This window comes from Aequorivita sp. CRS11, from assembly GCF_059693805.1.
Map to the genome: position 1 here is coordinate 176,615 of NZ_JCATIG010000004.1, position 25,441 is coordinate 202,055.

The 25,441-nt window shown below is 39.2% G+C and carries 21 protein-coding genes and 2 pseudogenes; 8 read left to right on the top strand and 15 right to left on the bottom strand.

Features of this window, described 5'->3' with window-relative positions; translation table 11 throughout:
* Positions 1–109 precede the first annotated feature (109 nt).
* From AC58DT_RS09445 to AC58DT_RS09455, 3 genes are all read left to right on the top strand, one after another.
* Positions 110–1,879 carry an aromatic amino acid hydroxylase gene (locus AC58DT_RS09445; RefSeq protein ID WP_497216604.1) on the top strand — a complete coding sequence of 590 codons (1,770 nt, stop codon included), beginning with the start codon at positions 110–112 and terminating at the stop codon, positions 1,877–1,879.
* Between the two features lie 66 nt (positions 1,880–1,945).
* Entirely contained in the window at positions 1,946–2,251 is a 306-nt protein-coding gene (locus tag AC58DT_RS09450; RefSeq protein WP_497216605.1) for a rhodanese-like domain-containing protein, read from the top strand.
* Between the two features lie 105 nt (positions 2,252–2,356).
* Positions 2,357–2,683 (top strand): thermonuclease family protein, encoded by a 327-nt coding sequence (locus AC58DT_RS09455; protein WP_062622571.1) that lies wholly within the window; start codon positions 2,357–2,359, stop codon positions 2,681–2,683.
* Here the strand turns inward: AC58DT_RS09455 and AC58DT_RS09460 are convergent.
* The 3 genes from AC58DT_RS09460 to AC58DT_RS09470 form a co-directional block, all read right to left on the bottom strand.
* Positions 2,678–3,292 carry a DUF4230 domain-containing protein gene (locus tag AC58DT_RS09460; protein ID WP_497216606.1) on the bottom strand — a complete coding sequence of 205 codons (615 nt, stop codon included), beginning with the start codon at positions 3,290–3,292 and terminating at the stop codon, positions 2,678–2,680. The two genes, AC58DT_RS09455 and AC58DT_RS09460, sit on opposite strands and share 6 nt — an antisense overlap.
* Before the next feature lie 65 nt (positions 3,293–3,357).
* The gene (locus AC58DT_RS09465; RefSeq protein WP_497216607.1) at positions 3,358–6,117 is read right to left on the bottom strand and encodes a carboxypeptidase-like regulatory domain-containing protein; all 2,760 of its coding nucleotides are present in this window, start codon (positions 6,115–6,117) and stop codon (positions 3,358–3,360) included.
* Between the two features lie 89 nt (positions 6,118–6,206).
* Positions 6,207–7,079 carry a GLPGLI family protein gene (locus AC58DT_RS09470; protein WP_497216608.1) on the bottom strand — a complete coding sequence of 291 codons (873 nt, stop codon included), beginning with the start codon at positions 7,077–7,079 and terminating at the stop codon, positions 6,207–6,209.
* Between the two features lie 260 nt (positions 7,080–7,339).
* On the opposite strand from AC58DT_RS09470, the gene AC58DT_RS09475 reads away from it, so the two are divergent.
* The 4 genes from AC58DT_RS09475 (at position 7,340) to ppk1 (ending at position 11,547) form a co-directional block, all read left to right on the top strand.
* Positions 7,340–8,140, top strand: coding sequence for a hypothetical protein (locus AC58DT_RS09475; RefSeq protein WP_497216609.1), 801 nt, complete (start codon positions 7,340–7,342; stop codon positions 8,138–8,140).
* 2 nt (positions 8,141–8,142) lie between these two features.
* Entirely contained in the window at positions 8,143–8,757 is a 615-nt protein-coding gene (locus tag AC58DT_RS09480) for a deoxynucleoside kinase (RefSeq protein ID WP_497216610.1), read from the top strand.
* Between the two features lie 94 nt (positions 8,758–8,851).
* A complete protein-coding gene (locus AC58DT_RS09485) occupies positions 8,852–9,376 on the top strand; it encodes a lipocalin family protein (RefSeq protein WP_497216611.1) in 525 nt (174 codons plus the stop codon).
* A gap of 131 nt (positions 9,377–9,507) precedes the next feature.
* Positions 9,508–11,547 (top strand): polyphosphate kinase 1, encoded by a 2,040-nt coding sequence (gene ppk1, locus AC58DT_RS09490; protein WP_497216612.1) that lies wholly within the window; start codon positions 9,508–9,510, stop codon positions 11,545–11,547.
* Here ppk1 and AC58DT_RS09495 read toward each other — a convergent pair.
* The 5 genes from AC58DT_RS09495 to AC58DT_RS09515 form a co-directional block, all read right to left on the bottom strand.
* The gene (locus AC58DT_RS09495) at positions 11,537–12,535 is read right to left on the bottom strand and encodes an App1 family protein phosphatidate phosphatase (RefSeq protein ID WP_497216613.1); all 999 of its coding nucleotides are present in this window, start codon (positions 12,533–12,535) and stop codon (positions 11,537–11,539) included. The two genes, ppk1 and AC58DT_RS09495, sit on opposite strands and share 11 nt — an antisense overlap.
* Positions 12,536–12,541: 6 nt before the next feature.
* On the bottom strand, positions 12,542–13,807 hold the full coding sequence (locus tag AC58DT_RS09500; protein WP_497216614.1) for an MgtC/SapB family protein: 1,266 nt from the start codon (positions 13,805–13,807) through the stop codon (positions 12,542–12,544).
* A 271-nt stretch (positions 13,808–14,078) separates the two neighbouring features.
* A complete protein-coding gene (locus tag AC58DT_RS09505) occupies positions 14,079–16,571 on the bottom strand; it encodes a sodium-translocating pyrophosphatase (protein ID WP_497216615.1) in 2,493 nt (830 codons plus the stop codon).
* Between the two features lie 170 nt (positions 16,572–16,741).
* The gene (locus AC58DT_RS09510; protein ID WP_497216616.1) at positions 16,742–17,254 is read right to left on the bottom strand and encodes an inorganic diphosphatase; all 513 of its coding nucleotides are present in this window, start codon (positions 17,252–17,254) and stop codon (positions 16,742–16,744) included.
* Positions 17,255–17,315: 61 nt separating this feature from the next.
* Positions 17,316–18,716, bottom strand: a complete 1,401-nt coding sequence (locus tag AC58DT_RS09515) for an MATE family efflux transporter (RefSeq protein WP_497216617.1) — start codon at positions 18,714–18,716, stop codon at positions 17,316–17,318.
* Between the two features lie 452 nt (positions 18,717–19,168).
* Between AC58DT_RS09515 and AC58DT_RS09520 the strand changes: the two genes are divergently transcribed.
* Entirely contained in the window at positions 19,169–20,119 is a 951-nt protein-coding gene (locus AC58DT_RS09520; RefSeq protein WP_497216618.1) for a DUF4382 domain-containing protein, read from the top strand.
* Positions 20,120–20,285: 166 nt separating this feature from the next.
* Here AC58DT_RS09520 and AC58DT_RS09525 read toward each other — a convergent pair whose 3' ends face one another.
* The 7 genes and pseudogenes from AC58DT_RS09525 to AC58DT_RS09555 all read right to left on the bottom strand — a co-directional run bounded on the left by AC58DT_RS09525 (position 20,286) and on the right by AC58DT_RS09555 (position 25,440).
* A complete protein-coding gene (locus tag AC58DT_RS09525) occupies positions 20,286–20,660 on the bottom strand; it encodes a hypothetical protein (protein ID WP_497216619.1) in 375 nt (124 codons plus the stop codon).
* Positions 20,611–21,174, bottom strand: coding sequence for an REP-associated tyrosine transposase (locus tag AC58DT_RS09530; protein ID WP_497216620.1), 564 nt, complete (start codon positions 21,172–21,174; stop codon positions 20,611–20,613). Before AC58DT_RS09530 ends, AC58DT_RS09525 begins: the two co-directional genes overlap by 50 nt.
* An 88-nt stretch (positions 21,175–21,262) precedes the next feature.
* Positions 21,263–21,811 (bottom strand): annotated as a pseudogene (locus AC58DT_RS09535) (RHS repeat domain-containing protein); the annotation flags it as partial.
* A 95-nt stretch (positions 21,812–21,906) separates the two neighbouring features.
* Positions 21,907–22,344 carry a hypothetical protein gene (locus AC58DT_RS09540; protein ID WP_497216621.1) on the bottom strand — a complete coding sequence of 146 codons (438 nt, stop codon included), beginning with the start codon at positions 22,342–22,344 and terminating at the stop codon, positions 21,907–21,909.
* 405 nt (positions 22,345–22,749) lie between these two features.
* The gene (locus tag AC58DT_RS09545; protein ID WP_497216622.1) at positions 22,750–23,313 is read right to left on the bottom strand and encodes an REP-associated tyrosine transposase; all 564 of its coding nucleotides are present in this window, start codon (positions 23,311–23,313) and stop codon (positions 22,750–22,752) included.
* A 707-nt stretch (positions 23,314–24,020) separates the two neighbouring features.
* Positions 24,021–24,911 (bottom strand): annotated as a pseudogene (locus AC58DT_RS09550) (RHS repeat-associated core domain-containing protein); the annotation flags it as partial.
* A gap of 121 nt (positions 24,912–25,032) precedes the next feature.
* Positions 25,033–25,440 (bottom strand): hypothetical protein, encoded by a 408-nt coding sequence (locus AC58DT_RS09555; RefSeq protein ID WP_497216623.1) that lies wholly within the window; start codon positions 25,438–25,440, stop codon positions 25,033–25,035.
* Position 25,441: the final 1 nt, after the last annotated feature.

Here is a 25,441-nt window from a genome sequence, read left to right on the forward strand (position 1 = left end):
GTATCAATTACCCTTTCCGAATTTTTCGCGAAGGGCAAAAAATCCACCTTCCCCTGAAAAAGGAGATGGAGCAATATGTTTTCAAAGTAAAACCAATTACTTTTGAACTATGGAAATTAAAATTGAAACCAACGAATTGTTGGACCGTTTGCCGCCACATTTAAAACAGTACATAAAACCACAAAACTATGAGCAATACACGCCCATAAATCAAGCGGTTTGGCGTTATGTGATGCGAAAAAACGTGGATTATCTCGCAAAGGTTGCCCACGAAAGTTATTTGGGCGGCCTCAAAAAAACTGGTATTTCCATAGATGAAATTCCTTCCATGTACGGGATGAACCGTATTTTAAAGGAAATTGGCTGGGCTGCGGTTGCTGTTGACGGCTTTATTCCGCCGAACGCGTTTATGGAATTTCAGGCGTATAAAGTGCTTGTAATTGCTAGTGACATCCGCCAACTTGAAAACATAGAATACACGCCAGCTCCTGATATTATTCACGAAGGCGCGGGCCACGCCCCAATTATTGCCAGTCCGGATTATGCGGAATATCTGCGTCGTTTTGGGGAAGTGGGCGCGAAAGCAATTTCCAGCGCACACGATATTGATATGTACGAAGCTGTTCGCGAGCTCTCCATTTTAAAGGAAGCCGAAGGCATTTCGCAGGAATTGATAAACGCTGCAGAAGCGCGTGTGGAAGAACTTCAAAACAAAAAAGTGAAACCTTCCGAGATTTCTTTGATTCGAAATTTGCATTGGTGGACTGTGGAATACGGGATGGTCGGTACGGTTGAAAACCCAAAAATTTATGGAGCAGGATTGCTTTCTTCTATCGGTGAAAGTGTTTGGTGTATGAAAGATGAAGTGAAAAAAATTCCTTACTCAATTGATGCTGCATACCAAGATTTTGACATTACAAAACCGCAGCCGCAACTTTATATTACGCCAGATTTTGCCTATTTGCAGGAAGTTTTGGAAGAATTTGCAAATACCATGGCTGTTCGAAAAGGCGGATGGCGTGGATTGAAAAAATTGATAAAGTCGAAACAACTTGGCACGATTGAAATCAGTACCGGACTTCAAATAAGCGGTAATTTCAGTCGAATGATAAAAAACGAAGACAACGAGGTTGTTTATTTTGAAACCGAAGGCGAAACCGCGCTGTCCTACCGTGAAAAAGAAGTGATTGGCCACGGAATACTTCGGCATAAAAAAGGTTTCCGTTCGCCTTTGGGAAAATTGAAAGGCATCAATCTAGCTATTGAAAATATGGGGCCGCGCGATTTGCAAGCCTATAATTTTTACGACGGAAAACCAATTGAATTTGAATTTGAAAGCGGAATAACGGTTGCAGGTTTGAACGTTACCGGAATACGAAACCTTCGTGGTGAATTGATGCTGATCCAGTTTACGGATTGCACCGTAAAGTATAAAAACGAAGTACTGTTTTCACCAGAAATGGGCGATTTTGACATGGCTGTGGGCAAGGAAATAGTTTCAGCTTTTGCGGGGGCAGCAGATTATAATTCCTTTGATTTGGAAACGCACAATGCTACCAGCGAAACCATCCGACCCCAACTTTCTGAAAAAGAAATTGAACTGAATTCGCTTTACAAAAAGGTTCGGGAAATTCGTAATTCTGAAGAAATTAATACGACAAAACTTCAGCAAATCTTTAAAATTTTGGGAGAAAATCATCCAACTGATTGGTTGCTTCCGCTGGAAATTTATGAATTGGTTTCAGAAAACAATTCAGATTTTTCGCAAGAAGTATTGAAACACCTACTAAATTTGAAAAAACAACGCCCAAAAGTGGCACATTTAATTGAAGGTGGAATGGAACTTTTAGAAATGAAAACTAAAGAAGTTATTAACTAAAAAAACCTTTCGACTGTCCTTCGACTTCGCTCAGGGCAGGCTCCTCAAGGTGACAAAATATATTTTATGGGACTATTTGATTTTTTATTCGGAAACAAGACAAAGAAAATTCAGGATTTTAAAAGCCGAGGGGCCATCATTGTGGATGTTCGCAGTAAAGGTGAATATGAAAGCGGGGCAATTCCAGGCTCTAAAAATATTCCCCTTCAAAATATTTCCTCAAAAATTGGCGAAATAAAAAAATGGAATAAACCCGTAATTGCCTGCTGTGCCAGCGGCATGCGTAGCGCAAGTGCCGCAGGAATTCTCAAAAGCAATGGCATTGAGGCTATGAATGGTGGCGGTTGGTTTAATTTGAGCCAAAAATTATAAGCCCACCCCGAATCTCCCGAAGGGAGGGGTAAAATTTCTATATTTTTTAAAGTGTTGAATTTCAGTTTTTTGTAGTTTTATAATGACTAACAAAAAATTGAGATTATGTATCAATACAAAGCAAAGGTTATAGATGTATATGACGGAGATACCATTACAGCAATGGTAGATTTGGGGTTTTACCATTTTCAGCAAATGAAATTTCGGCTCTACGGAATAGATACTCCCGAAATTAGAGGAGAAGAGAGAGAAAAGGGATTAGTGGTTCGCGATATTGTTCGCGCTATGATTCTGGATAAGGAGGTTACCATAAATTCTTATAAAGATAAACAGGAAAAATACGGCCGTTATCTTGCAAACATTATCATAGACGATATAGATTTGAACAAATGGTTAGTGCAAAACGGGCATGCGAAAGAATATATGCTATAGTTTAAGGTTTTGCAGTTCCGCTTCGTTTTCAACTACTGTGGAATTATATTTTAATGTCCAACCCATAGAATTGGTGAGGATATAAATTTTTTGAAGTTCCGAAATCAATCGGTTTTCGGCATTTGTGCGCAATTCGGATGCCTCTATTTTTTTGTGAAGTGATTTTTCAATCCGGCTTTTAATCTTGTTATAATCCGAAGCTGTGAATTGATTGAGATAATCCTGGGTAACATCGTAATACTGTATGTTTGGATTGATGGAAAGCTCCGGTTCGGGAATATTTGTAATGGTTACGGTCTTTTTAGCTTCATCAATATCGGTTTTCACTTCACTTAAATCATAAGCAATACTAGCTTTTGCGTTCACAACAATCAATGCTTTCTTTCTAGCATCAAAAAGCCCGTACATTAAATCCCTACTGGCTTTATAAGTAAAGACTTGCGCATAACTGCCCTCGGTGACAATCAGTTTGCCTACATTTTTCAGTTCTTTTTGTATGAGCGCTGTATTAGCCTCAATGGTTTCACGGTTTTCTTTTTTATTTTCACAATAGCGCAGACCAAAAACGATTACAAAGGCAATGACTATTCCGAGAAGGATATTACGCATGGGAGCAATTTTTATGGGAATTTAAGAAAAAATCATGAGATTGCGTCGCTGCGCTCGCAATGACACTACAAGTCATATTTTATAACAAACATAACAATGCGAGGCATTACAATATACTGTGAAGTGGTGTTGAATTGATCATTAAAACTATCATTGTTAATGGATTCGGTATCTAAAATATTAGTGGCCTGTACCGAAAATTCCCAAGGACTTTCGCCGTGTTTGTAGTAAAGATTTGCATTAAAAAAGGAATATGTGTTTTCGATAGTATTTGCGTCATTGGTATATTTATAATAATCCCACTCCGCAAAAAGATTGAAATATTTTAAAAACCGAAGATTTAAGTTAGCATACGGCCGATTGGTAAAAAAAGTCTGTTCAATCCCGCCATTGTCATAGTCATTTTTCATAAAACGGTATCCTACTTCAAAATTTGGAAAATTCTTGAAATTGCTTAAAACACTGGCATTGTAGTTTTGCGTTAGACTTTGGCTTTCCTGTATTTCTTCATTTATAGTATTATTTGTTTTGCTCAAAAACACTGCTGCATCCAGTTTAAATTGAACTTTTTTTATGGTTTTGCTGAATCTACCAACTGCTGAAAAAGTTTCATCGGGAAAGTTACTATCAAAATTTATGGGGCTACTCACTTGGTTGATTCCAACCAATTCTGTGTTTGTTTTTATGGCGTCAATCCGTCGTGTGTAACTCACATTCCCTCCAATGTTGGTATAGTTGAAAAGATTGAAACTGAAATAGGTCAAATTATAACTGTGCGAAAGTGAATTCTCAAGTTCACGATTTCCTCGAAAAAGTCTGTTATAATTATTAAAAACATAAGCCTGTGCATAATTATTCACATCGCTATATTCTGAAGTGATCGCGTAATTGAAGCGCAGGTTTTCGCTTTTCTTAAGTTCCAAAACAACATTTACATCGGGTAAAACCATCCAATCATTTTGAGTGGAAACAGTTCCCAATTGCTCATTTTTCAGATTATAATTATGAAGTGTAATGCCTGGATTAAATATGAATTTGCCGCTTTTCAGTTTATAATGTAGCCCAAAAAATGCATCTGTAAAAGTATAAGCTACATCGTTGTTGAAATTGTCGTCGGTAAAATCATTTCGGTTGCCGTTGTCTAAAATCTGAAAAATTCCCGAGTTGAATTTCTGCTTGCTGTATGTAGTTCCAACGGTAAAACTAAGGTTGCTAACGTTATTCAAAACGTAGTAATAATCAACCTTTGCGTCTAGTTTATGGCTTTTTACAATTTTATTTTGATTTACGCTGTAGCGATCCGATTGCTCTAAAGGATCAAAAGTATCAGCATCACTATTGAAAGGATCCAACGGATTTATCTGTGTAAAAACGCCACGAAAGGGAATTGAATCCTGTACGGCTTGATAAAACGGATCTTCGTTTTGATAGAGATGCTGAACTTCCGCTGCAAAAATGTTTTTATCGTTTAAAGTATAATAAGCGTTCGCCGTTTGGTTGATGGAAAAAGGTTTATTCTCCTTCACTTCGGCAATATCATTTTGGTTACCGCCCACTATTGAAATGGTAGTATCGTCCTCTGTTTGTTTGGAAGTTTTAATAAGTGCGTCATAATCTAACTGAAAATTTGTGTTTGGTTTATAGGTACTGCTCAATTTTAGCATTCCCAATTGGTTGCGCTGGTCGTTTTCGGTATTTGTATTCTCCGTGATTCCCGTTAAAATATATTGGCGAATACTATTGTTGACGATATTTGTTTTATTGTCGCTCAAAATTCCGAAGCCACTTATATCCAGTTTGTCGTTCACAGCATAGCTGAAGTTTCCGGCAACAAATTTAGCATCGATGTTTTTTGCACGATCGTTTTGCGAAACAGCAAAACCGAGGTCGCTGTCGCTAATCCTAAAACTGGTTCCACCACCTTTGTTAAAGTTTTTAAACCCACCCGTAAAGTTGAAATAATCGCGAAAAGTAAAAGGCACTTCCCCAATATTGTTGAAATCGGTAATTACATTAATACTGTATTTAGGACTGTAATAGAAAAGCTTCGGATGTACTAGATAGCGTCCATTATCATCGCCATATTCATCTGCAATTCCTGCGCCAGCCGTAACCTCTCCAAACCAGAAATTTTTCTTCCCTTCTTTCAATTTGATGTTTATGGCAACATTGTCGCGATCGTTTCCAAGACCGCGCATTTGGCTTACTTCGTTATAATTACGCAGTACTTCTACTTTGTCCACAGCGTCTGCAGGAATGTTTTTTGTTGCCAATTTACTATCGCCGTCAAAAAAATCCTTCCCTTCCACCATTACTTTACTTACAGTTTTTCCTTCCACTTGTATTTCCCCTTCATCGTTTACCTCAACGCCGGGAAGCTTTTTCATTACATCCCCCAATTTGCGTTCGTCTCCGTTTGTAAAGCTATCTGCATTATAAACAATAGTGTCGCCTTTAACGGTTACCGGCATTTCATAAACAATTTCCACATCGTCCAGTTGGTTTTCCTGCGGGTTTAAAATGAAATCCAAATCAATATTTTCCGTATTAGCGGTAACGTTAACGGTTTGTTCCTTGGATTCATAGCCTAGAAAGCTTGCTCTTAAAACATACGTATTTCCTTTCGGAAGATCGAGTTGGTATCGCCCTTGGTAGTTTGTGATTCCGTAGGATTCCGTGGCTCCAGAAGATTTTAGGGACGCAATAACATTGGCAAATTCCAGCGGATTTCCAATGCTGTCTTTTATGGTTCCTTTTACTTTTATGCTTTGGGCTGAAAGTGAAAAGGAGAAAAGCAAGTAAAAAATTGTAATGAATTTATTCATTGAAATTTCATTCGATTTAATGGGAAAGGGAATAGTTTAAACAAAAAAACACGGAAGTTTTCACAAAATGTACAAAGTGGCATTTCTAATTAAAATCCTCCCCCGCGACGACCATTGCCCCCACGATTTTGAAAGTTTTCACGAAGCTCGTCTGTTTTTTCTTTTACGATTTTTACATATTCCTCGCGGGTTACTTCTTTTCCTTTTTTGGGAGGTTCAATTTTTTCAGCTTCTTTCGGGTTCATCACTATTTTGGAACACAAAAGTGTGGTTCTATAAACGTTCAATTCCAAAATAAGTCCGGGCAGTCCGGCATATTCCCCGGGGCCGTTGCTCACGGGAATCTGTGGGGTAAACCAAGCCGTAACCTCAATTTCCTCGGGAATTTCAATCATATCCATCGGGTCTTGTGGTTGCGTAGAATCTTTTTTTACTTCAGCATTTTCTTTTTCGTCCTTCTTTTTTGGGCGCGCCATGCTGTAATCATTGGGATCTACTTTTTTAACAGCCGTGGCTTTAAAAGCGATGTATTGCCCAATGGTTTTGGACTCCTTGGTTATTTGCCAATCTAAATGTTTAATGGAATCTGTCACTAAAAACTGTTTTCCGAAGAATTCGTTTTCTTCAACAATTTGCCCTGATTTAAGATTTTTATACTGTGCCCCTGGCGTGTAGCTGCTCATCATCATTTTAAAGCCAGGGTTCATTGGTGTAGCATCCAGTTTTTCCTGTTCCTTATAAATTGATTCGTCCTTATTGAAGGTAAGGATGTATGTTTTTTCAAGCATACTTTTCATCCGTTCGGCAATCATCTTTTTCATTTCTTCCGTCATTTCACGATTACCGCCAAAAGCATCAAGATCAACTGTTGTTTTGGATTCATAATAAGCTTGGCCACTTATGTTTTGGGCATTTATGGTAAATGAGAAAAATAATAAAAGTATTAAGGTATATCGTATCATAAATAATATTTTGATGGTAAGTGTCAAAGTTAAAACACTTTGACTAAAATGTTTAAAATTAGTTTAATTTGTTTGAACAAATTTCTGTCCACTACCACTAAGACGAACCAAGTTATAATCTGTTACATTATTTTTCGTTTAAATAAAACCTTCATTTTGTAACTTGCCAACTTTATGAAATGCCATTAAAAGATTGTAAACCAAATGAAGATAGATGCTGTGGGCATTCCATCTTCCTATTTCTCAAATATCTTATACAGATGAAACAGCTTTTCCTCTTTTTTCTGCTTATTTGCCAACTTGGCATTGCCCAAAGCGTTACTCTTGAGGGTAAGGTTCCCTTTGTTGCCGATAAGTTTATTGGTTTTGACAACTACAAAAATGCCTACTTTATAAAAGACCGGGTACTGAAAAAACAAGGCCCAGATGGTAACTTTCTTTTTAATGATTTACAATTAGGGCGGATAACATCGGTGGATATAATCAATCCACTGAAAGTGATTGCCTTTTTCCAGGACACAAACACGGTGGTGATGCTGGACAACAAACTCAACGAAATAGAACGTATTAATTTTAACAATCTACCGCAGTTTTTGAACGTAAGCACCGCAACCAACGCTGGCAGCAACAGCTTGTGGCTTTTTAATGTGGATACGCAACAACTGGAAATGTATAATTACGGTTCAAAACTGCAAACAGTAGTATCGCAACCATTTCCGGGGAAACTGCTTTCGCAGGCGAGTAATTTTAATTACTGTTTTGCACTGACTGAAAAAAAACTGCGCGCCTTCAATATCTACGGAAGTATTCTGAACGAAGTACCTTCTGAAAACTATGAAAAAATTGTTCAACAGAATGAAAATTTGATCGCTTTAAAGCAAAACGCACTTTATTACCTTCCAGATTTTGCTAAACGGAACGAAACACTAAACCACAAATCTGTGCAGCTGAAATTACCCGAAATAACAATTAAGGACTTGCAGCTTACCAATGATTTCCTGTATATTTATGACGGCGAAAATTTGCACACTTTTAAACTAACCATCCCAACTAAAGAATAACTATGCACGTTGCAATTGCAGGAAACATAGGTTCCGGAAAAACCACCCTTACCCGTTTATTGGCAAAACATTACAAATGGCAGGCCCATTATGAAGATGTGGAAGACAACCCCTATTTGGACGATTTTTACAACCAAATGGAGCGGTGGTCCTTCAACCTTCAAATCTACTTTTTGAATAGCCGCTTTCGCCAAATTCTCGAAATTCGTGAAAAAGGAAAGAACGTAATTCAAGATCGTACTATTTACGAAGATGCCTATATTTTTGCTCCAAACCTACACGCCATGGGCCTAATGACAAACCGTGATTTTGAGAATTACCGCTCGCTTTTCGATTTAATGGAAAGCGTAACCGAAGGGCCCGACCTGCTTATTTATTTACGTAGCAGCATTCCGAATTTGGTGAACCAGATACACAAACGGGGACGCGATTATGAAAATTCCATCAGTATTGATTATTTAAGTCGTTTGAACGAACGTTACGAAGCGTGGATTCATAATTATGATAGAGGCAACCTCATTATTTTTGACGTGGACAATATAAATTTTGTGGACGATCCGGAGCATTTGGGTCAGGTAATCAACAAGATAGATGCGGAACTTCACGGGCTGTTTTAAGCAAGTCTAAAAAAACAAAAAACTCTTTTTTTACGTTTGATAAAAGTTATATATTGCGCGCTTTAACTTTTTATTAACACGTAAAATATTACCTATGAAAATTTTTAAATTAATCCTTTTTACAGCATTTATTTCATTAACCATTTCTTGTTCCAAAGATGATAATAATCCTGCACTTGAAAATAATGGCAATATTGTTGGCGTATGGAAAGGAACAACAGTAGATTATTCTGGAGCAACAGAAACTTCTGGACAAGGTCAAAATATTTCGGCTACTTTTAATGGAGAAGGCTATGATGTAGACTACACGCTTACTTTTACTGAAAATCCCAACAAAGTAGTTTCTGACGGCAGTTATAGTATTGAACTGACAACAACTGCTAATGGTCAGTCAACTACCCAAAACATTGAGAATTTAGAAATTCTTTCAAGTGGCGAGTGGAGCATGAATGGAAACACGCTCAATGTAACAGTTGATAATGAAACTGATGAAATAACAATTGTACAGTTAACTGATGATACTATGGTATTAAAAGGTCAAGAAGTTCAAACGATGTCCCAAGGTGGATTTACTGTAACTTCTACCACAAATATCATTTTGACTTTTACAAAACAGTAAATTCTTTCGGCTAAAGCTTTCAACCCCTTTTCAAATGAAAAGGGGTTATTTTTTAAAAAATTTTAATATTTAAACCTTAACGTTTCCCTTACAGTATCCTATCTGTAAAACCATTATTTTGCCATAATACTATGGCATCACTATACAACAATAAATTTTACCACCGCGACCTTTCGTGGCTTCGCTTTAATCACCGTGTTTTACAAGAAGCGGCAGACGCGCGCAATCCGCTTTATGAGCGCATCAAGTTTCTGGCAATTTTTTCATCTAATCTGGATGAATTTTTTCGCGTTCGAGTTTCCGATATCCGGCAGATAAAAAACATTGAAAAGCCACTTCGGAAAAAGCTCATTACTAAACCCAACAAGGTTTTAAAAGAAATTAAAGAACAGGTTGATATTCAGCAAAATGAATTTGGAAGAATTTTCAATGAAGAAATAATTCCGCAATTGGCTTCCGAGGGAATTCACCTAATTCGCCACGAGGATTTTTCTGAAGCACAAAAAGAAATTGCAACCAAATATTACGAGGAAAGCCTCAAGCAAATTACCGAAATAAGTTGCAACCCCTGTACGGAAACACAATCTGTATTTGTAAAAAATGAAAGGCTATACTTGGCCGCCCAAACTGCGGAAGATGAATTTTTAATGGTTGAAATTCCAGAGACGGAACCACGCTTTTTTGTGTTTCCTTCGGAAGATGATAAAGAGTTTTATATCACCTTTATTGATGATATTCTGAAATACAACCTCCAGAAGGAGTTTTCCGAAGAAAGGGATTCGGCCTTTCATTCCCTGAAAATTTCCCGAGATGCGGAACTCTATATTGAAGATGAATTTTCGGGCAATTTAATGGAAAAAATCAAGGAGGCGCTTCCGAAGCGCGATACCGGGCAGGCCACACGGGTTTTGATAGACCCCGAAATGCCGCAGGATTTCAGGGAAACATTAAAAAAAGCCTTGGACGTAAACCATACCGATGTGGTTTTGGGCGGTCGCTATCATAATTTTAAGGATTTTTTCAGCTTTCCAAATCCCACGCAAAAGCAATTGCACAATAAAAAACTGCCTCCACTTCCGCATCCCGTTTTGGCAAAATGTGATTCTATTTTTGAAGCAATCGATAAAAAAGACCAATTGCTGCATTATCCCTATCAAAGTTTTAGACCGGTTATCAAACTGATGCAGGAAGCAGCGAATGACCCGCAAGTTAAAACTATAAAAATCACTATTTACCGCGCTGCTGATGAATCTGATTTAAACGATGCCATAGCCCTTGCCGCCAAAAACGGGAAGGATGTAACTGTTTTTATTGAAGTGAAGGCCCGTTTTGATGAACACAACAATTTAAAATGGGGTGCCATTTTTAGAAAAAACGGAGCCCGCGTTATTTATAGCTATCCAGATATTAAAGTGCATTCCAAAATACTTTATATTGAAAGGGAAGTTGAGAACAAAACCAAACGCTACGCCTACATTGCCACAGGCAACTTCAACGAAAATACGGCCACACTTTACACAGATTTTGGATTGATGACCGCCCACAAAAAAATAACCAAAGACCTCAAAAAGGTATTTATGGTTTTGGAGCGCGATATGATTGTGCCAAAAACAAAGCAATTATTGGTTTCGCCATTTACCACCCGCGAGCGTTTTACTGCGTTGGTAGAAAAGGAAATAGCGCTGGCCAATGCCGGTAAAAAGGGCTCGATTATTTTAAAAATGAACAGTCTGCAGGACGAAGGAATGATAAAGGAGCTTTACAAGGCCAGCAATGCAGGAGTAGAAGTGCGATTATTAATACGCGGAATGTGCTCATTGGTACCCGGAATTAAAGGCCAGAGTGAGAATATTTACATTACCAGTATCGTGGATCGCTTTTTGGAACACGGAAGAATCTATATTTTCGGAAACGATGGCGATGCACAAATCTACATAGGCTCAGCAGACTGGATGACGCGCAATTTAACCCACCGCATAGAGGTAGTCACGCCCATTTTGGATGAAGACCATAAGAAAGCCGTTAAGAAAATCATCGATATAGAGCTGAACGATAACATAAAAGCCAGAATTATTGATGCCGAACAAAAAAATGAATACGTAAAAAATTCAGAAAAAGAAGTGCAGTCGCAGCTTGCGATTTATGATTACTTTGAAAGGCTTATTGAATAAAACCCATCTCTCTAGCGTGGGCAACGGCAGCTTTGCTGTTTTCAACAAGAAGTACCGGTACGGTTTCATAGTTTTCAAAGAGGCCCTCAACCCGTACCATTTTTCTTTTGTGGTTTACATTCCGCAGATAAATTGCAAGAATACGTTCAGGATGCGCTTCGGCAATTTCAATATAAATATCGGGATCGTGCTCGCCACTATCCCCAATTAACACAAAGGGTAATTTAGGATATGTTTTCAGAATATTGGTTATTTCCTTTTGTTTTTGCGGCTTTTCCGGCTTGTACTTTTTGGCAAAGGGATTTACAAAATCGCGCAACAAAATGGGGCCTTTCGGAAAATTATTTTTTTGAAGAAATACTTCCAAATAGCGATACAGATTCCACGGACTGTGGCTTACATAGAAAACCGGATTGCAATCGCTGCCAGATTTTCCATCGTGCAATTGGTGATAAAATGCTGCCGCGCCCTCAAGTGGAATTCGTTTTTCGGCTCTTTTGAAAAAAGTATTTTTAACCACAGCCCATTTAAAAAAAGAGGTTAGCCCTGTGTGGAGAATGGTGTCGTCTATATCGCTGATAACACCAAATTTTGCTCCTTCGGAAGGGATTAAGATTTCACCTTTAAAATTGTTGTTTTGTTGAATTTTTCTTCCCTTAATTTCTTCTGCGAAAGAGATAGAGTAATGAAGCCAACCATCGGCATCCGTCAAAGGAAGTAAGTTTTCTATCATGGCATCTATTAAAAAATAGCCTTGGGAATCTGATACTGTTTCCAGCGTTCTTCCATTTGCAAGTTTAAGAATGAGCTTGGCATTCTTAACCTTATCTGTTTCAAAGCGCTTCCAACTGTTCCAAAGTAGATTGAAAAAACCAGTTTTGGAAAGATCGATACCTTCATCCTGTATTGCCCTTCCTTTTATATATAGATGGCTCGCAGTGCCATAACTGTGAAAGTTAACAATCTGAATTGGGTCTTTTTTAAACATACGCTATTATAGGTGCCAAGCTTCTGGCCAAAGCCACATTAACAATAATCCAAATGCGATGGTTATTCCAAAGGAAATACCAATCCACTTAGCCAATTGTCTGGTACCGAGAACAGCGGCCATAATTCCCTTAAAAAGTAGATTGGAAAGAGTAGCCAATAAAATAAGTCGCCAACCCGTGGAAGTATTAAGGCCACCGCCTTTCATCAATTGTGAAAGGGAAAGCGTTATGGCGTCTACATCTGTAAGCCCACTGATAATTGCTACTACGTAAAGCGCCTCATTTCCAAACTCCTCCTTGGTGAAAGCCACTGCCAGTAAAATACCTCCGTATAAAAGTCCGAAAATTAAGGCGCTTTTAAATTGTGCGGGGTTTTTTGGTTCGGGCATTTTTTCATCTCCGCCATTTTTACTGATAATATAAAAAAGGCCCACGCACAACAGTGCCATAAGCACAAAAACAGTTATAAGTGGTAATACAATTTCCGGCAGTTTTTCAGGAATTACGACGCCCACCTCAACCAAAACCCTTATCAAGGCAACGGCAGAGGCTGCGGTAATAACAAATGCCGCCATTTTATTAATTGATTCAGCATCCTTAGTTTTTCGGGCATAGCTTACAGTAGTTGCGGTGCTGCTGATTAGACCTCCTAAAATTCCGTTGGAAATAATCCCTACTTTCTTGCCCACAAATTTATAGATGAAATAACCCACAACGCTTATGCCTACAATCAAGGTTACCATAAACCAGATATTCCGCGGGTTCAGCACATCCAGCGGGCCATAGGTTTTATCGGGCAATAGTGGAAGAATTACCAAGGAAATCCCCGCAAAGGTCATTATTGCGGCTAGGTCCTTTGCCTTTAGGTTTTCAATAAAATTGTGGAGATGTTCCTTTAGGTAGAGCAGAATGGCCATAGAACCTCCCACAATAACTGCCACCATCCTATCTCCCATAACCAAATAAGCTCCCACGGCAAACATAAGTAGTGCAGCTACCTCAGTGGTTTGCCCCACGTCGGTATCGTTTAGTTTTCTGAGTTTTATGACATTGGCAGTAACTAAAAGGGCAGTAATACACAACCCCAATACGGGAAGTAAAAAGGGATTGTCAAAGTCACGGGCCAGAAAAGCCGAAACAACCCCCATAACTGAAATAAGGGTAAAGGTGCGTACACCGGCCATTTCGTGGTCGCTTTTCTGCCTTTGGAGCCCTACGAGCATTCCCAACCCAAAGGCAATAGCTAAAGTAACAATGTCGTGATAATTCATAGCAGCACCAAGATAATAAATTCTTGTATATCTGGGATCAGTCGGGAGGATTTGTTAATAGGGATTAGGGATTGGGGATTAGGGATTGGGGATTGGGAGATTTGGGATTCGGTGCGGCGACTGCGCTCTGCATCATAGCATTGCTGCTTTGACCGCCCTTTGAATCTGCTCTGGAAAAGCTGCTCAGGGGATAGAATAGGCGAAATAAAAAAACCTACAAGGCTTTTACCTTGTAGGTTGTGATTTAGAAATTGAAATTTGGAATTTGCTCTTATTCCTTATCCTTTATTTTGATTTTCATTCCCTCCACATCTTTCAATTGGGCCCGAACTTCCTCTTCGGTACCAGTAAAGGATTTGGTTTCGGTAGTTTCAACACCGTCAACAGTTCTGATGATGGTTACGTTGGCCGTTACTTGATCGTTGTTATCGTTCTTTAACATTTCAACCACAGTCTCGGTTTTGTTCTTTAGATTTTCACCTCCTTCAATAGCACTACTTTCACCGTTTTCAAGGTATTCAACCTGCTTTTCGGTAAGGATAGTTTTGTTTCCTTCGGCATCAATAAAATAAACTTCTTCTGCAGAGGTTTCAGTAGCCATTGCCACATCGCCGTGGTTTCCAAGGATTGGAGCGATAACCAACCCAACCAAACACGTAAGTTTAATCAAGATGTTCATAGAAGGGCCTGATGTATCCTTAAATGGATCACCCACAGTATCACCAGTTACAGCAGCCTTGTGAGCGTCACTCCCTTTATAGGTCATTTCACCATTGATCTTTACACCGGCTTCAAAAGATTTCTTGGCATTATCCCAAGCACCACCAGCGTTATTTTGGAAAATAGCCCACATTACACCACTCACACAAACTCCGGCCATATAGCCTCCAAGCGGCTCGGCACCAAATACAAGGCCGATAATAACAGGTGTAATAATAGTAAGCAATCCTGGAAGAAGCATTTCCTTCAAAGCAGCTTTAGTAGAAATATCAACACATTTTGCATACTCAGGAGTTCCGGTACCTTCCATAATTCCTGGAATTTCACGGAACTGGCGACGTACTTCCTGTACCATTTCCATAGCCGCTTTTCCAACAGATTTCATCGCCATTGCAGAGAAAACCACTGGAATCATTCCACCCACGAATAACATAGCAAGCACATCTGCACGGAAGATGTTTATACCATCAATACCCGTAAAGGTTACATATGCGGCAAACAGAGCCAAAGCTGTCAATGCAGCAGAAGCGATCGCGAAACCTTTACCAACGGCAGCAGTAGTATTTCCAACGGAATCCAAGACATCGGTACGCTCACGTACTTGTGGATCCAGTTCGCTCATTTCAGCAACACCACCTGCATTATCGGCGATAGGGCCGAAAGCATCAATAGCAAGCTGCATAGCTGTAGTAGCCATCATTGCTGAAGCGGCCAAGGCAACCCCGTAAAAACCTGCAAGTTCGTAAGAACCGTAAATTGCAGCTGCAAAAAGAATTACAGAAGCAAAAGTAGATTTCATCCCCACTGCAAGACCTGCAATAATATTGGTAGCTGCTCCGGTAGAAGAATTAGTTACAATATCCATTACCGGTTTTTTACCCAAGCTTGTGTAATAAGCAGTAACGAAAGAAATAAGTGCCCCTACGGCCAGACCAATACAGGCAGCCCAGAACACATTGATGGAAGCGATGGTTTTGTAGCCTTCACCGAAAAATTTCATATTCATAGTTTCTGGAAGCATCCAGTCTATTAAAAACCAACTGGCGATAAGCGTAAGGATAATCGCTGCCCAGTTACCAGTGTCCAAGGCTTTCTGAACTTGGGATTCTTTGGCTTCGTTGTTTTTAATGCTTACGAAGAAAGTACCTATAATAGAGGCAAGAATACCTACACCCGCAATTACAATTGGTAAAAGGATTGGCCCCATATTATTGAAACCATCGGTAAACGGCATATCCAAAGACATATCGCGGATTACATAGTTACCCAAGACCATGGCAGCAAGTACAGTAGCCACATAACTTCCGAAGAGGTCAGCGCCCATACCCGCTACGTCACCTACGTTATCACCTACGTTATCGGCTATGGTCGCAGGGTTACGCGGATCATCCTCGGGAATACCAGCTTCCACCTTACCTACAAGGTCAGCGCCTACGTCGGCAGCTTTTGTATAGATACCACCACCCACACGGGCAAAAAGCGCAATACTTTCGGCACCTAGGGAGAAACCTGCAAGGGCTTCAAGCACGATGGTCATTTCATCATAAAAATTTAAAGGGTCGGTTCCAATAAATTGGCCGATAAAAAACAGGAAAAACAAGCTCAATCCCAATACTGCAAGTCCTGCAACACCAAGCCCCATAACGGTACCACCGCCAAAGGAAACTTTAAGTGCCTGCGGAAGGCTGGTTTTGGCAGCTTCGGCAGTACGCGCGTTTGCATCTGTTGCAATACGCATCCCAATATTTCCAGCCAAGGCCGAAAAGATAGCACCACATATAAAAGCGGGTACAATCATCCAACTGGTTGATGGAACCAATTGGGAAACCACAAACAATAATACTGCGGCAATCACTGCAAATACAACTAGCAGACGGTATTCGGCATTTAGAAATGCCAGGGCACCTTCTTTAATACTTTTAGAGATAAACTTCATACGGTCGCTACCGGCGGGTTGCTTTTTCACCCAGCTCATTTTAACGAGCATAAACAAAAGGCCTAGTACGGCAAGTGCAATAGGAATAAATATAATGTTCTGTTCCATTATTTAATTAATTTAGATTGGTTTCAAATTTGCGACTGCAAAAATAGGGAAATGGTTTGGGATACGAAACAAGAAAATGACGTAGGACGATAAGACCTATGACGTAAGACCACAGAATACGAACTATATCCGTCCTACGTCTTATGTCCTAGCGTCTTATGTCTTTTAAATTATATACTGAAATGTCCCTGCACCTCTGGCGTTTCCCTGTAGCGTTTTACACATTGGTTGTAGATTTCGATAGCTTCATTGGCATCACCCCAACCGCCAACATCTACTTTTTTCTTCTCTAAGTCTTTATAAACCTGAAAGAAATGCTCTATTTCACGTACTAAATGTGGATTTATGTCGGATAGGTCATTCAGGCTGCTCCATATAGGGTCAGAGATAGGAACGCATATTACCTTTTCATCGGGACCTTTTTCATCGGCCATATGGAAAACACCTATGGGCTTCACTTCCATTACGCACATTGGGAAAGTTGGTTCGCCACCCAATACCAATACATCCAGCGGGTCACCATCAAGCGCCAAGGTTTCAGGTATAAAACCGTAATCGGCAGGGTACATCATACTGCTGAAGAGCATTCGGTCAAAGCGGATTTTTTTCAGTTCGAAGTCGTATTCGTATTTGTTGCGGCTGCCTTTTGGGATTTCTATCAGTACGTCGAAAGTCTTTTTCATTACTTAATTTTTGTTTAGGGGATGCAAAAATAGTCCATTATGACTATACAGCCTTATAAAATTATACCTTTATCAATTTCCACTTTCCTTTTTTGAACCAAAGAATGGCGATTATGGCTATCAATGATTCCGCTAAAGCGATTGCCACAAATACGCCAATGGGACCCCAATCCAATACTAGGGAAGTAAAATATGCAAACGGAAGCTGAAACACCCAAAAACAGAAAAAGTTTATAATAGTCGGAGTTTTTGTATCGCCCGCACCATTAAAAGCCATAGTAACCGTCATTCCGTATGCATAAAGGAAATACCCAACTGTAACAATCTGCAAACTAAGTGCCCCATATTTCACTACTTCGGGTGCTACACTGAACCAGCCAATGATTGTCTTGGCAAACAAAAGATAAATAATGGACACAGCAACCATAAAAAAGGCATTGTATTTGGCGGTTTTCCACACAGAGGTCTCGGCCCGGTCGGGTTGATTGGCTCCCAAATTTTGTCCTACCAAAGTAGCCGCGGCATTGCTTAAACCCCAAGCTGGCATCATGGTAAACATCATAACCCGGATTGCAATAGTATAGCCTGCAAGCACTTCACTACCAAATTCGCTTATAATTCGCATTAAAAATATCCAACTACTGGTACCTATAATGAACTGCCCAATTCCCCCAAGGGAAACGCGGATTAAATTGAACATCACCTTAATGTTCACCACCAAATCCTTAAGACCGAGCTTTATTCTGGTAGCTCCGAAAAAGAGTATATACAACTGAAATAATACCGCCACTCCCCGCCCGATAGTAGTGGCAATGGCAGCACCTGTTACCCCGTATTCCGGAACAGGCCCCCAACCAAAAATAAAGATAGGGTCCAGGATAATATTGATAGCATTGGAAAGGATAAGCGTCCACATAGCCATGGCCGCATTGCCGGCACCTCTATAGACCGCATTTATAAGAAACAGCAATACGATGGTAAAGTTACCTCCAAATAGAATTTGCGTATAGCGATACCCTTTATCAATTAAATCCTGTTCGCCACCCATCAAGCCAAGTATTTCTTTTGGAAAGAGTATCCCTAATACACTGACGATTGAAGAAACAAATATTCCCAAAAAGATAACCTGAACCGTTACACGCCTTGCCCCTTCGGCATCCTTTTCACCTATACGTCTAGCCACAATGGCTGTTGCGGCCATGCTCAACCCCACGGCCAGGGCATATACAAGCGTGATTACAGATTCGGTTAATCCAATTGTAGCCACAGCATTTGTGCTTACTTGGGACACATAAAAAATGTCTACCAAAGCAAAAATGGATTCCATGCTCATTTCCAAAATCATGGGCACGGCTAGTAAGAAAATGGCTTTCTTGATACTGGCTTGGGTAAGGTCAATCTCCTTGCCCGCTTTGGCCTCCTTTAAAAAAATGAAAAATGATTTTAGCGAGTGCGCTGCCATTTATTGTAAACTTTGTCGTAAATGTATGGAGAAAAATTTGTGAGTGAATGGGCAATCTGGACATTTTAAAAGTATAAGCGACTATTAAAAAGCCAGAATATTTTTTTAAAGCAGATGATTTAAACCCTCGAAAATCCATCTTCAATTACAAACCACTGTTAAAATCAGGCACGCGCTGAGTGTTAATTAATCGTTATTGCTTTTGCCTAAAAAGCAGTTGTAATACTATCTAATCATACCCCAATAATCTTTTGTTCCTCAAAAGGTTTGGGGTTTTTTTTAGAGACATATCTGCTAAAATCGTAGTGCCCCGCCCATTTCCCAAAAAACGTTAACGTACGTTAATACTTACAATAATTGCGGAGATACTACGCTAATATTGCGGTGTGGCAATGCTTGTCACCCATAACAAACAAACCTAAAATAGTATTAACAATAACAAAAAACAATCTATGAAAACAAATGTGATTTACAAATCGATGCTTGCGCTTTTACTAATCGTAGGCTTTGCTTCATGTAGTGAAGACGATTCTACCGAAACAGATCAATTGGCATATAACGCAGAGGTATATATTACCGATGGCCCAATAGACAATGCCGAAGTAGAAGGAGTTTTCGTTACCATTGCCGATGTGAAGCTAAACGGCAGCAGCTTAGATGGATTTACGAAAACCACCGTAAACCTACACGCCCTACAAAATGGAAACACCCAATTGTTGGGAGACATTGACCTGGCTGCAAACACCTACAACCAAGTAACCTTGGTATTGGACACAGAAAGTGACGCCTCTGGCAATGCTCCAGCGAATTATGTACTTACTACTGGCAACACCAAAGTTGAGCTAACTCCAGAAAACAGCACTATTACTGTGAACAGCAATTATGATATTGAAGCCTCCTCTTCAAACCAAATAATAATTGACTTTGATTTACGTAAGTCCATAGTTGCAGATGCTGGTAACTCAGGCTATAACTTTGCCGGTCAAGCCCAATTGGAAAACAGTATTAGGGTAGTAAACGTATTGGATGCGGGTACCATTAATGGAACCGCTACCAATAACACTGGAAACAGCGAGATAAAAACAGTAGCCTATGCATATACCAAAGGTAGTTATAGCGAAAGCGAAGAAGACGAGAACGCAGCCGGGGTACGTTTTGCCAATGCAGTAACAAGTAGTATGGCCACAGGTGGCAGTAACGAGTTTAGCTTGCATTACCTAACGGAAGGAACCTATGAAATTCACTTCGCGTCTTACGAAGACACCAATAGCGACGGCGAGTACGAGTTTACCGGAATGATTGAGGCAGAGGGCGACTTGGGCCTAGACCTTATGGACGTTATGGTTTCGGCAAACACCGAAGTAACAATCCAAGTGATTTTACTTACCATTCTTGGACTGTAAAACCACATTTCATAAAACAATTAAAACCTCCCATTGGGAGGTTTTTTTATGCTTTCCTATTAAGAAAAATCAAGAAGCCACTTTCTATAGTATGTAACCTTAGCTTATTTTAGTAGTACTCAAACTGGCTCTGTTATGAAATACATCAACCAAAAATTAGTTCTGGCTATCTTACCACTTTTTGTAGGCATTGCCGCCTGTGGCGTAACCCACGCTGGTGCGCGATTGCATCGCGTTCCCCCCGCTGATGTGCGATTGCATCGCGTTCAATACACAGTTTTAAATAGGTTCTCCAAGTTCCAAATTCAACCGTAATACTGAAATACCACAATACCGTCCAACAATCCTTTTTCATCTGAATAATCCGAAGCACTGCTATAAACATAATCCTGAGCCCACGCTGGTGCGCGATTGCATCGCGTTCCCCCCGCTGATGCGCGATTGCATCGCGTTCAATACACAGTTTTAAATAGGTTCTCCAAGTTCCAAATTCAACCGTAATACTGAAATACCACAATACCGTCCAACAATCCTTTTTCATCTGAATAATCCGAAGCACTGCTATAAACATAATCCTGAGCCCTATAAACCAATCCAGCCTCAACAGGATTATTGTGGACATAATTAATCTTCTCCCAAATAACCCTGTTGCTCCACAATTCGATAGGTTTATTATCGTGTCTCCAAAACTGATACTCTTTCACATTAGATGATTTTGCAGCAGCTTTTTTGAATTGCTCCAATAGAAATTCCCTTCTACGCTCTCGTGGATTCTCCTGTATGGCTTTTACTACTGCCTTGCTCGTGAACCGTTTAAAATCTCCTAACAGAAGTGATGGATGCTGCCCCTTTACGCTTCTAAATACCAAGTGTACATGATTGGTCATAACACACCACGCAATTATTTCCATTCCCTTTACTTTTTGGCAATAAGAAAGACTTTGCAACAAGATGTCTTTGTACTCATTGCGGGTGAAAACATCAAGCCATCCCACAACTGCAAAACTTACAAAATAAAGACCTTCAGGATTATGGAATTTATAATTGCGACTCATATTCTAAAGATATTGTTATTTCTTAATATCAGGAAAACAAAGGCTCCTAAATCATATCGAAACAAGAACAGTTAGTACTGTCACTACATTAAAGCTTGGGAGACCACGCGATGCAATCGCGCGGGAGCGGGGGGTTAGCGGCACTAGCGCCTCCAGATCCATCATCTTGATTAACAACATCTACCATTCCTTGACGTGTGTCAGAGCCACCTTCAATCTCCACACTATTATCATAAGCAATGCTATTTCCTTCAAAGGCTGAAGTATCTCCGCTATTTGCTTTTATAAAAGATGTTGTTGCATCTTTTTGCGAAGTACTTATTCCATCGACTGGTGCTCCACTCTCGACACTTTGCACATCAGTTTTGACCACATATACTTTCCCATTATTTTTCCCATCATTTCCTATGTTGTTTCCATTTTGGTCTATAAAATCGCCTGGAGGTAGTGCCATCATCCCATCCGGATCGATAAAATATATCGGATTGTTAAATGCATAGTTGTAGGGCGAGTGCCTGCGCATCGCCTCCGCCAGCGGATCGATGTTCATCCACCTGCCCAGTGCGGGGTCGTAGTTCCTCGCGCCGAAGTCGTAGGTGTTTATATCAAACTCATCTTGGTACTCCTTCCCGCCGAACTTGTACTTTAACGTACAACACGTCTTTTTGTGTACGTTTTAATTCAAATAATTGGAAAGAGCCTCTTTTACTGAATTAACTCTTTTCTTTATTGTTATTTGCAATTATTAAAAACATATTTTGAATCTAAAATAATTACATTGAAAGCTTCATTTAATTTAAAAACTTGTTTCAATGATTTATTGGCACCTACTTTAATAGTGGCGTTTTTAATCAAAATTTTAGTGTCAGATGTACTATGCGAGATGTTTACATCCTTTTCATTTGGAAGACGTATATAAATAGTGTCTTTGCTAATAACATAATAATTTTCTATCAAATCAAAATCAGGAGATAAAACAGAAGATAAATTAGGAAAAAATTCATCTTCTGTTTTTGAGTTAAAGAAATTAATAAATGTATATCCTTCATTATTATAAAAACAATTTTGTTTAACAGGTCTTTTTGATAGGGGCTTTTTTCCAATACAAGAAGTAATTAGAAAACCAAATATGAATAATAAAGTAAGTAATTTTAGCTTTTTAATGATCATGGTGTTTTACTCTGGTATTACTATCTATTATAATCAATGCGTTATTCTGGTATTTAACGTTTTCGATACTTGGAGATTCCGATTTGTCAATTACCCCTGTTCTAATAAATTCTAATCCATGATCCAATAGCTCATGAATCGTTATAGAACTTAAGCTTGGGGTAGTGAGTTCTCCATTACCGGCGTCGAAGGTTTGATTTTTGCCTATATCTGGAAATATTATAACAGAGGCCTCTCTCGAACCAATAACAGATAAAAATAAACCTCCTCCAGTCCATCCTAAATTTCCCCCCGCTGGTGCGCGATTGCATCGCGTTCCCCGCTGGTGCGCGATTGCCCCCCCGCTGGTGCGCGATTGCATCGCGTTCCTTACACAGTTTTAAATAGCTTTTCCAAGTTCCATATTCAACCGTAATACTGAAATACCACAATACCGTCCAACAATCCTTTTTCATCTGAATAATCCGAAGCACTGCTATAAACATAATCCTCAGCCCTATAAACCAATCCAGCCTCAACAGGATTATTGTGGACATAATTAATCTTCTCCCAAATAACCCTGTTGCTCCACAATTCGATAGGTTTATTATCGTGTCTCCAAACCTGATACTCTTTCACATTAGATGATTTTGCAGCAGCTTTTTTGAATTGCTCCAATAGAAATTCCCTTCTACTCTCTCGTGGATTCTCCTGTATGGCTTTTACTACTGCCTTGCTCGTGAACCGCTTAAAATCTCCTAACAGAAGTGATGGATGCTGCCCCTTTACGCTTCTAAATACCAAGTGTACATGATTGGTCATAACACACCACGCAATTATTTCCATTCCCTTTACTCTTTGGCAATAAGAAAGACTTTGCAACAAGATGTCTTTGTACTCATTGCGGGTGAAAACATCAAGCCATCCCACAACAGCAAAACTGACAAAATAAAGACCTTCAGGATTATGGAATTTATAACTGCGACTCATATTCTAAAGATATTGTTATTTCTTAATATCAGGAAAACAAAGGCTCCTAAATCATATCGAAACAAGAAAAGTTAGCCTGTCACTACATTAAAGCTTGGGAGACCACGCGATGCAATCGCGCGGGAGCGGGGGATGCAATCGCGCGGGAGCGGGGACTGATTTCCGAACTGGACGAAAAAGATAAATCTATTGTCTTTGGGATGATTGAGACGATGCTGACCAAAAAGAAGTTCAAGGACTTCTTTAAAAAGAATGTGGCGATGTTATAAATGTAAAAACCGCCTCGGTGGGCGGTTTCTATCTAATTATAGATTATTGATAGATAATCTTGATGCGTTTAAAAAAGAATAAAAGAAAGACCAATAAAGTCAACATCCCGTTATATATGCCATTTGTAAAATCAGCTTGGGAAGCCAACCAAGTATAAAGTGCATATTCCACAACAACAATAGCTAATATTGTTAAGGCAAAATAAAGCGGGTTTTTTATTCTGAACGAAAAGTACATTGGTGCCGTAAAAATAAGTAAGCACAATACTGGCAGAAATAAAAATATCCACAGATAATAATACCAATCTTCATTTGTTTTAAGCTTACTAAATTCTATCAAAGCGTAGTTACCACTCTTGAACATTTGCAATAAGTAGAATAAAATATACTTTACAAACCAAAACAAAAGAATATTTAATACGGATGGTTTTAACATAATCAATTCTGGTATCTTAAATGAAACGATGGGGCTGGTCTGCGAGGTGTTGTTATTACATCAACACCACCCATACCATTATCACTAAAACTCCTACTTCTTCCGTGAGTTCCTCTAAAAGACGGTTGGTTGTATCTAAAAAGCTGATTACCGTTAACAGAAAGAGACGCAGAAGGGAAAACATCTGTACTTGCCGATACGGATAAATTATTGCCAGATGTGCTTATATTTAATTGTTGAGCAACATTTACAGTATCAAAGCCCAACATATCCAAACCAAATGCTTCAATAGGGGAAACGCTTGCGTGCTGTTCAAAATTCAAACTAAAGCTGGATAAAGTACCATCGGCATTTGTTGATTGACTTGAACTAAACTTATTTTGGTCATCTCCTAAACCTGGGAAATAATCTCTGGCTGTACCAAGAGGTGTAGAACCGATTTCAACATCACTTGTGGCAGAAATTCCAGTTAACTGTCCATCGCTGTTTTCACTCGCTGATAGGGTTACTGTTGAAGTCAACTTATCTCCAACTGGTGCATCTCCTCCTGGGCCATCCCAAAGCTCTCCATCTATATTGCTGTTAAAAGTAAATGAAAGTTCTTTACCTAAATAAGTATCGCCAGCTTGTGTAGTAGCTTGGCTGTTCGCATTATCATCCCAATATATATTTCCATTCTTGCCTAAAACAAAATCCTCTGGCGCAAGTCCTAATGGGTCAACATATCGTATGGGATTATTGTACGCCATATTGTATGGCGACCATTCGGGCATATCGGATGCTAATGGGTCAACATTCATCCAACGCCCGAGGGCAGGGTCGTAATTTCTCGCTTCAAAGTCATACCAATTCAAACCTAATTCCTCATTAAGCTCTTTACCATTGTATTTATAGTGTAGGGCGTTACATGCGTTTTTAGAGTACCAATATTTTAAAGAACGTTACCTTTTATTTTACGTTACCAAAACCACACGTAGGATTTGCGTTTAACTCGGTATCTATGATATTTATGAATTAATTACAGTCTAGTTTATCAGCATTAACTATATTTCCATTTTTATCTGTAGTTACAATTATTTCGCTCGCAGCTGCATCACCTTTTGAAAAATGAGATATTAAATATTTTGAAGAAGGTTTTAATTTGTATTCAGATCTATCAACTTTTTTGCCTAGTGAATTATATATATCAAATTCATCACTGATAGAATTTAGGTGAAGTTTTAATACCCCTATTCCATTTCTCTCTTCTTTAAGTACGATTCTAAAATAGTCATGATTTTCATTTATTCCTTCAATTGATAGCTTTGAAAGCAAAGAATCGTGGCAAGAAATAATAGCTTTTTCTTCAATAGAAAAATAAATTCCATTTCCAGAACAGGAAATTATAAAAAGTGAAATCAACAATATGAATATCTTTTTCATA

What these genes read in the sequence shown, in the direction of transcription:
- AC58DT_RS09445 (WP_497216604.1), top strand. Translation starts at nt 110, where the DNA reads ATGGAAATTAAAATTGAAACCAACGAATTGTTGGACCGTTTGCCGCCA.
- AC58DT_RS09450 (WP_497216605.1), top strand. Translation starts at nt 1,946, where the DNA reads ATGGGACTATTTGATTTTTTATTCGGAAACAAGACAAAGAAAATTCAG.
- AC58DT_RS09455 (WP_062622571.1), top strand. Translation starts at nt 2,357, where the DNA reads ATGTATCAATACAAAGCAAAGGTTATAGATGTATATGACGGAGATACC.
- AC58DT_RS09460 (WP_497216606.1), bottom strand. Translation starts at nt 3,292, where the DNA reads ATGCGTAATATCCTTCTCGGAATAGTCATTGCCTTTGTAATCGTTTTT.
- AC58DT_RS09465 (WP_497216607.1), bottom strand. Translation starts at nt 6,117, where the DNA reads ATGAATAAATTCATTACAATTTTTTACTTGCTTTTCTCCTTTTCACTT.
- AC58DT_RS09470 (WP_497216608.1), bottom strand. Translation starts at nt 7,079, where the DNA reads ATGATACGATATACCTTAATACTTTTATTATTTTTCTCATTTACCATA.
- AC58DT_RS09475 (WP_497216609.1), top strand. Translation starts at nt 7,340, where the DNA reads ATGAAACAGCTTTTCCTCTTTTTTCTGCTTATTTGCCAACTTGGCATT.
- AC58DT_RS09480 (WP_497216610.1), top strand. Translation starts at nt 8,143, where the DNA reads ATGCACGTTGCAATTGCAGGAAACATAGGTTCCGGAAAAACCACCCTT.
- AC58DT_RS09485 (WP_497216611.1), top strand. Translation starts at nt 8,852, where the DNA reads ATGAAAATTTTTAAATTAATCCTTTTTACAGCATTTATTTCATTAACC.
- ppk1 (WP_497216612.1), top strand. Translation starts at nt 9,508, where the DNA reads ATGGCATCACTATACAACAATAAATTTTACCACCGCGACCTTTCGTGG.
- AC58DT_RS09495 (WP_497216613.1), bottom strand. Translation starts at nt 12,535, where the DNA reads ATGTTTAAAAAAGACCCAATTCAGATTGTTAACTTTCACAGTTATGGC.
- AC58DT_RS09500 (WP_497216614.1), bottom strand. Translation starts at nt 13,807, where the DNA reads ATGAATTATCACGACATTGTTACTTTAGCTATTGCCTTTGGGTTGGGA.
- AC58DT_RS09505 (WP_497216615.1), bottom strand. Translation starts at nt 16,571, where the DNA reads ATGGAACAGAACATTATATTTATTCCTATTGCACTTGCCGTACTAGGC.
- AC58DT_RS09510 (WP_497216616.1), bottom strand. Translation starts at nt 17,254, where the DNA reads ATGAAAAAGACTTTCGACGTACTGATAGAAATCCCAAAAGGCAGCCGC.
- AC58DT_RS09515 (WP_497216617.1), bottom strand. Translation starts at nt 18,716, where the DNA reads ATGGCAGCGCACTCGCTAAAATCATTTTTCATTTTTTTAAAGGAGGCC.
- AC58DT_RS09520 (WP_497216618.1), top strand. Translation starts at nt 19,169, where the DNA reads ATGAAAACAAATGTGATTTACAAATCGATGCTTGCGCTTTTACTAATC.
- AC58DT_RS09525 (WP_497216619.1), bottom strand. Translation starts at nt 20,660, where the DNA reads ATGAAAAAGGATTGTTGGACGGTATTGTGGTATTTCAGTATTACGGTT.
- AC58DT_RS09530 (WP_497216620.1), bottom strand. Translation starts at nt 21,174, where the DNA reads ATGAGTCGCAATTATAAATTCCATAATCCTGAAGGTCTTTATTTTGTA.
- AC58DT_RS09540 (WP_497216621.1), bottom strand. Translation starts at nt 22,344, where the DNA reads ATGATCATTAAAAAGCTAAAATTACTTACTTTATTATTCATATTTGGT.
- AC58DT_RS09545 (WP_497216622.1), bottom strand. Translation starts at nt 23,313, where the DNA reads ATGAGTCGCAGTTATAAATTCCATAATCCTGAAGGTCTTTATTTTGTC.
- AC58DT_RS09555 (WP_497216623.1), bottom strand. Translation starts at nt 25,440, where the DNA reads ATGAAAAAGATATTCATATTGTTGATTTCACTTTTTATAATTTCCTGT.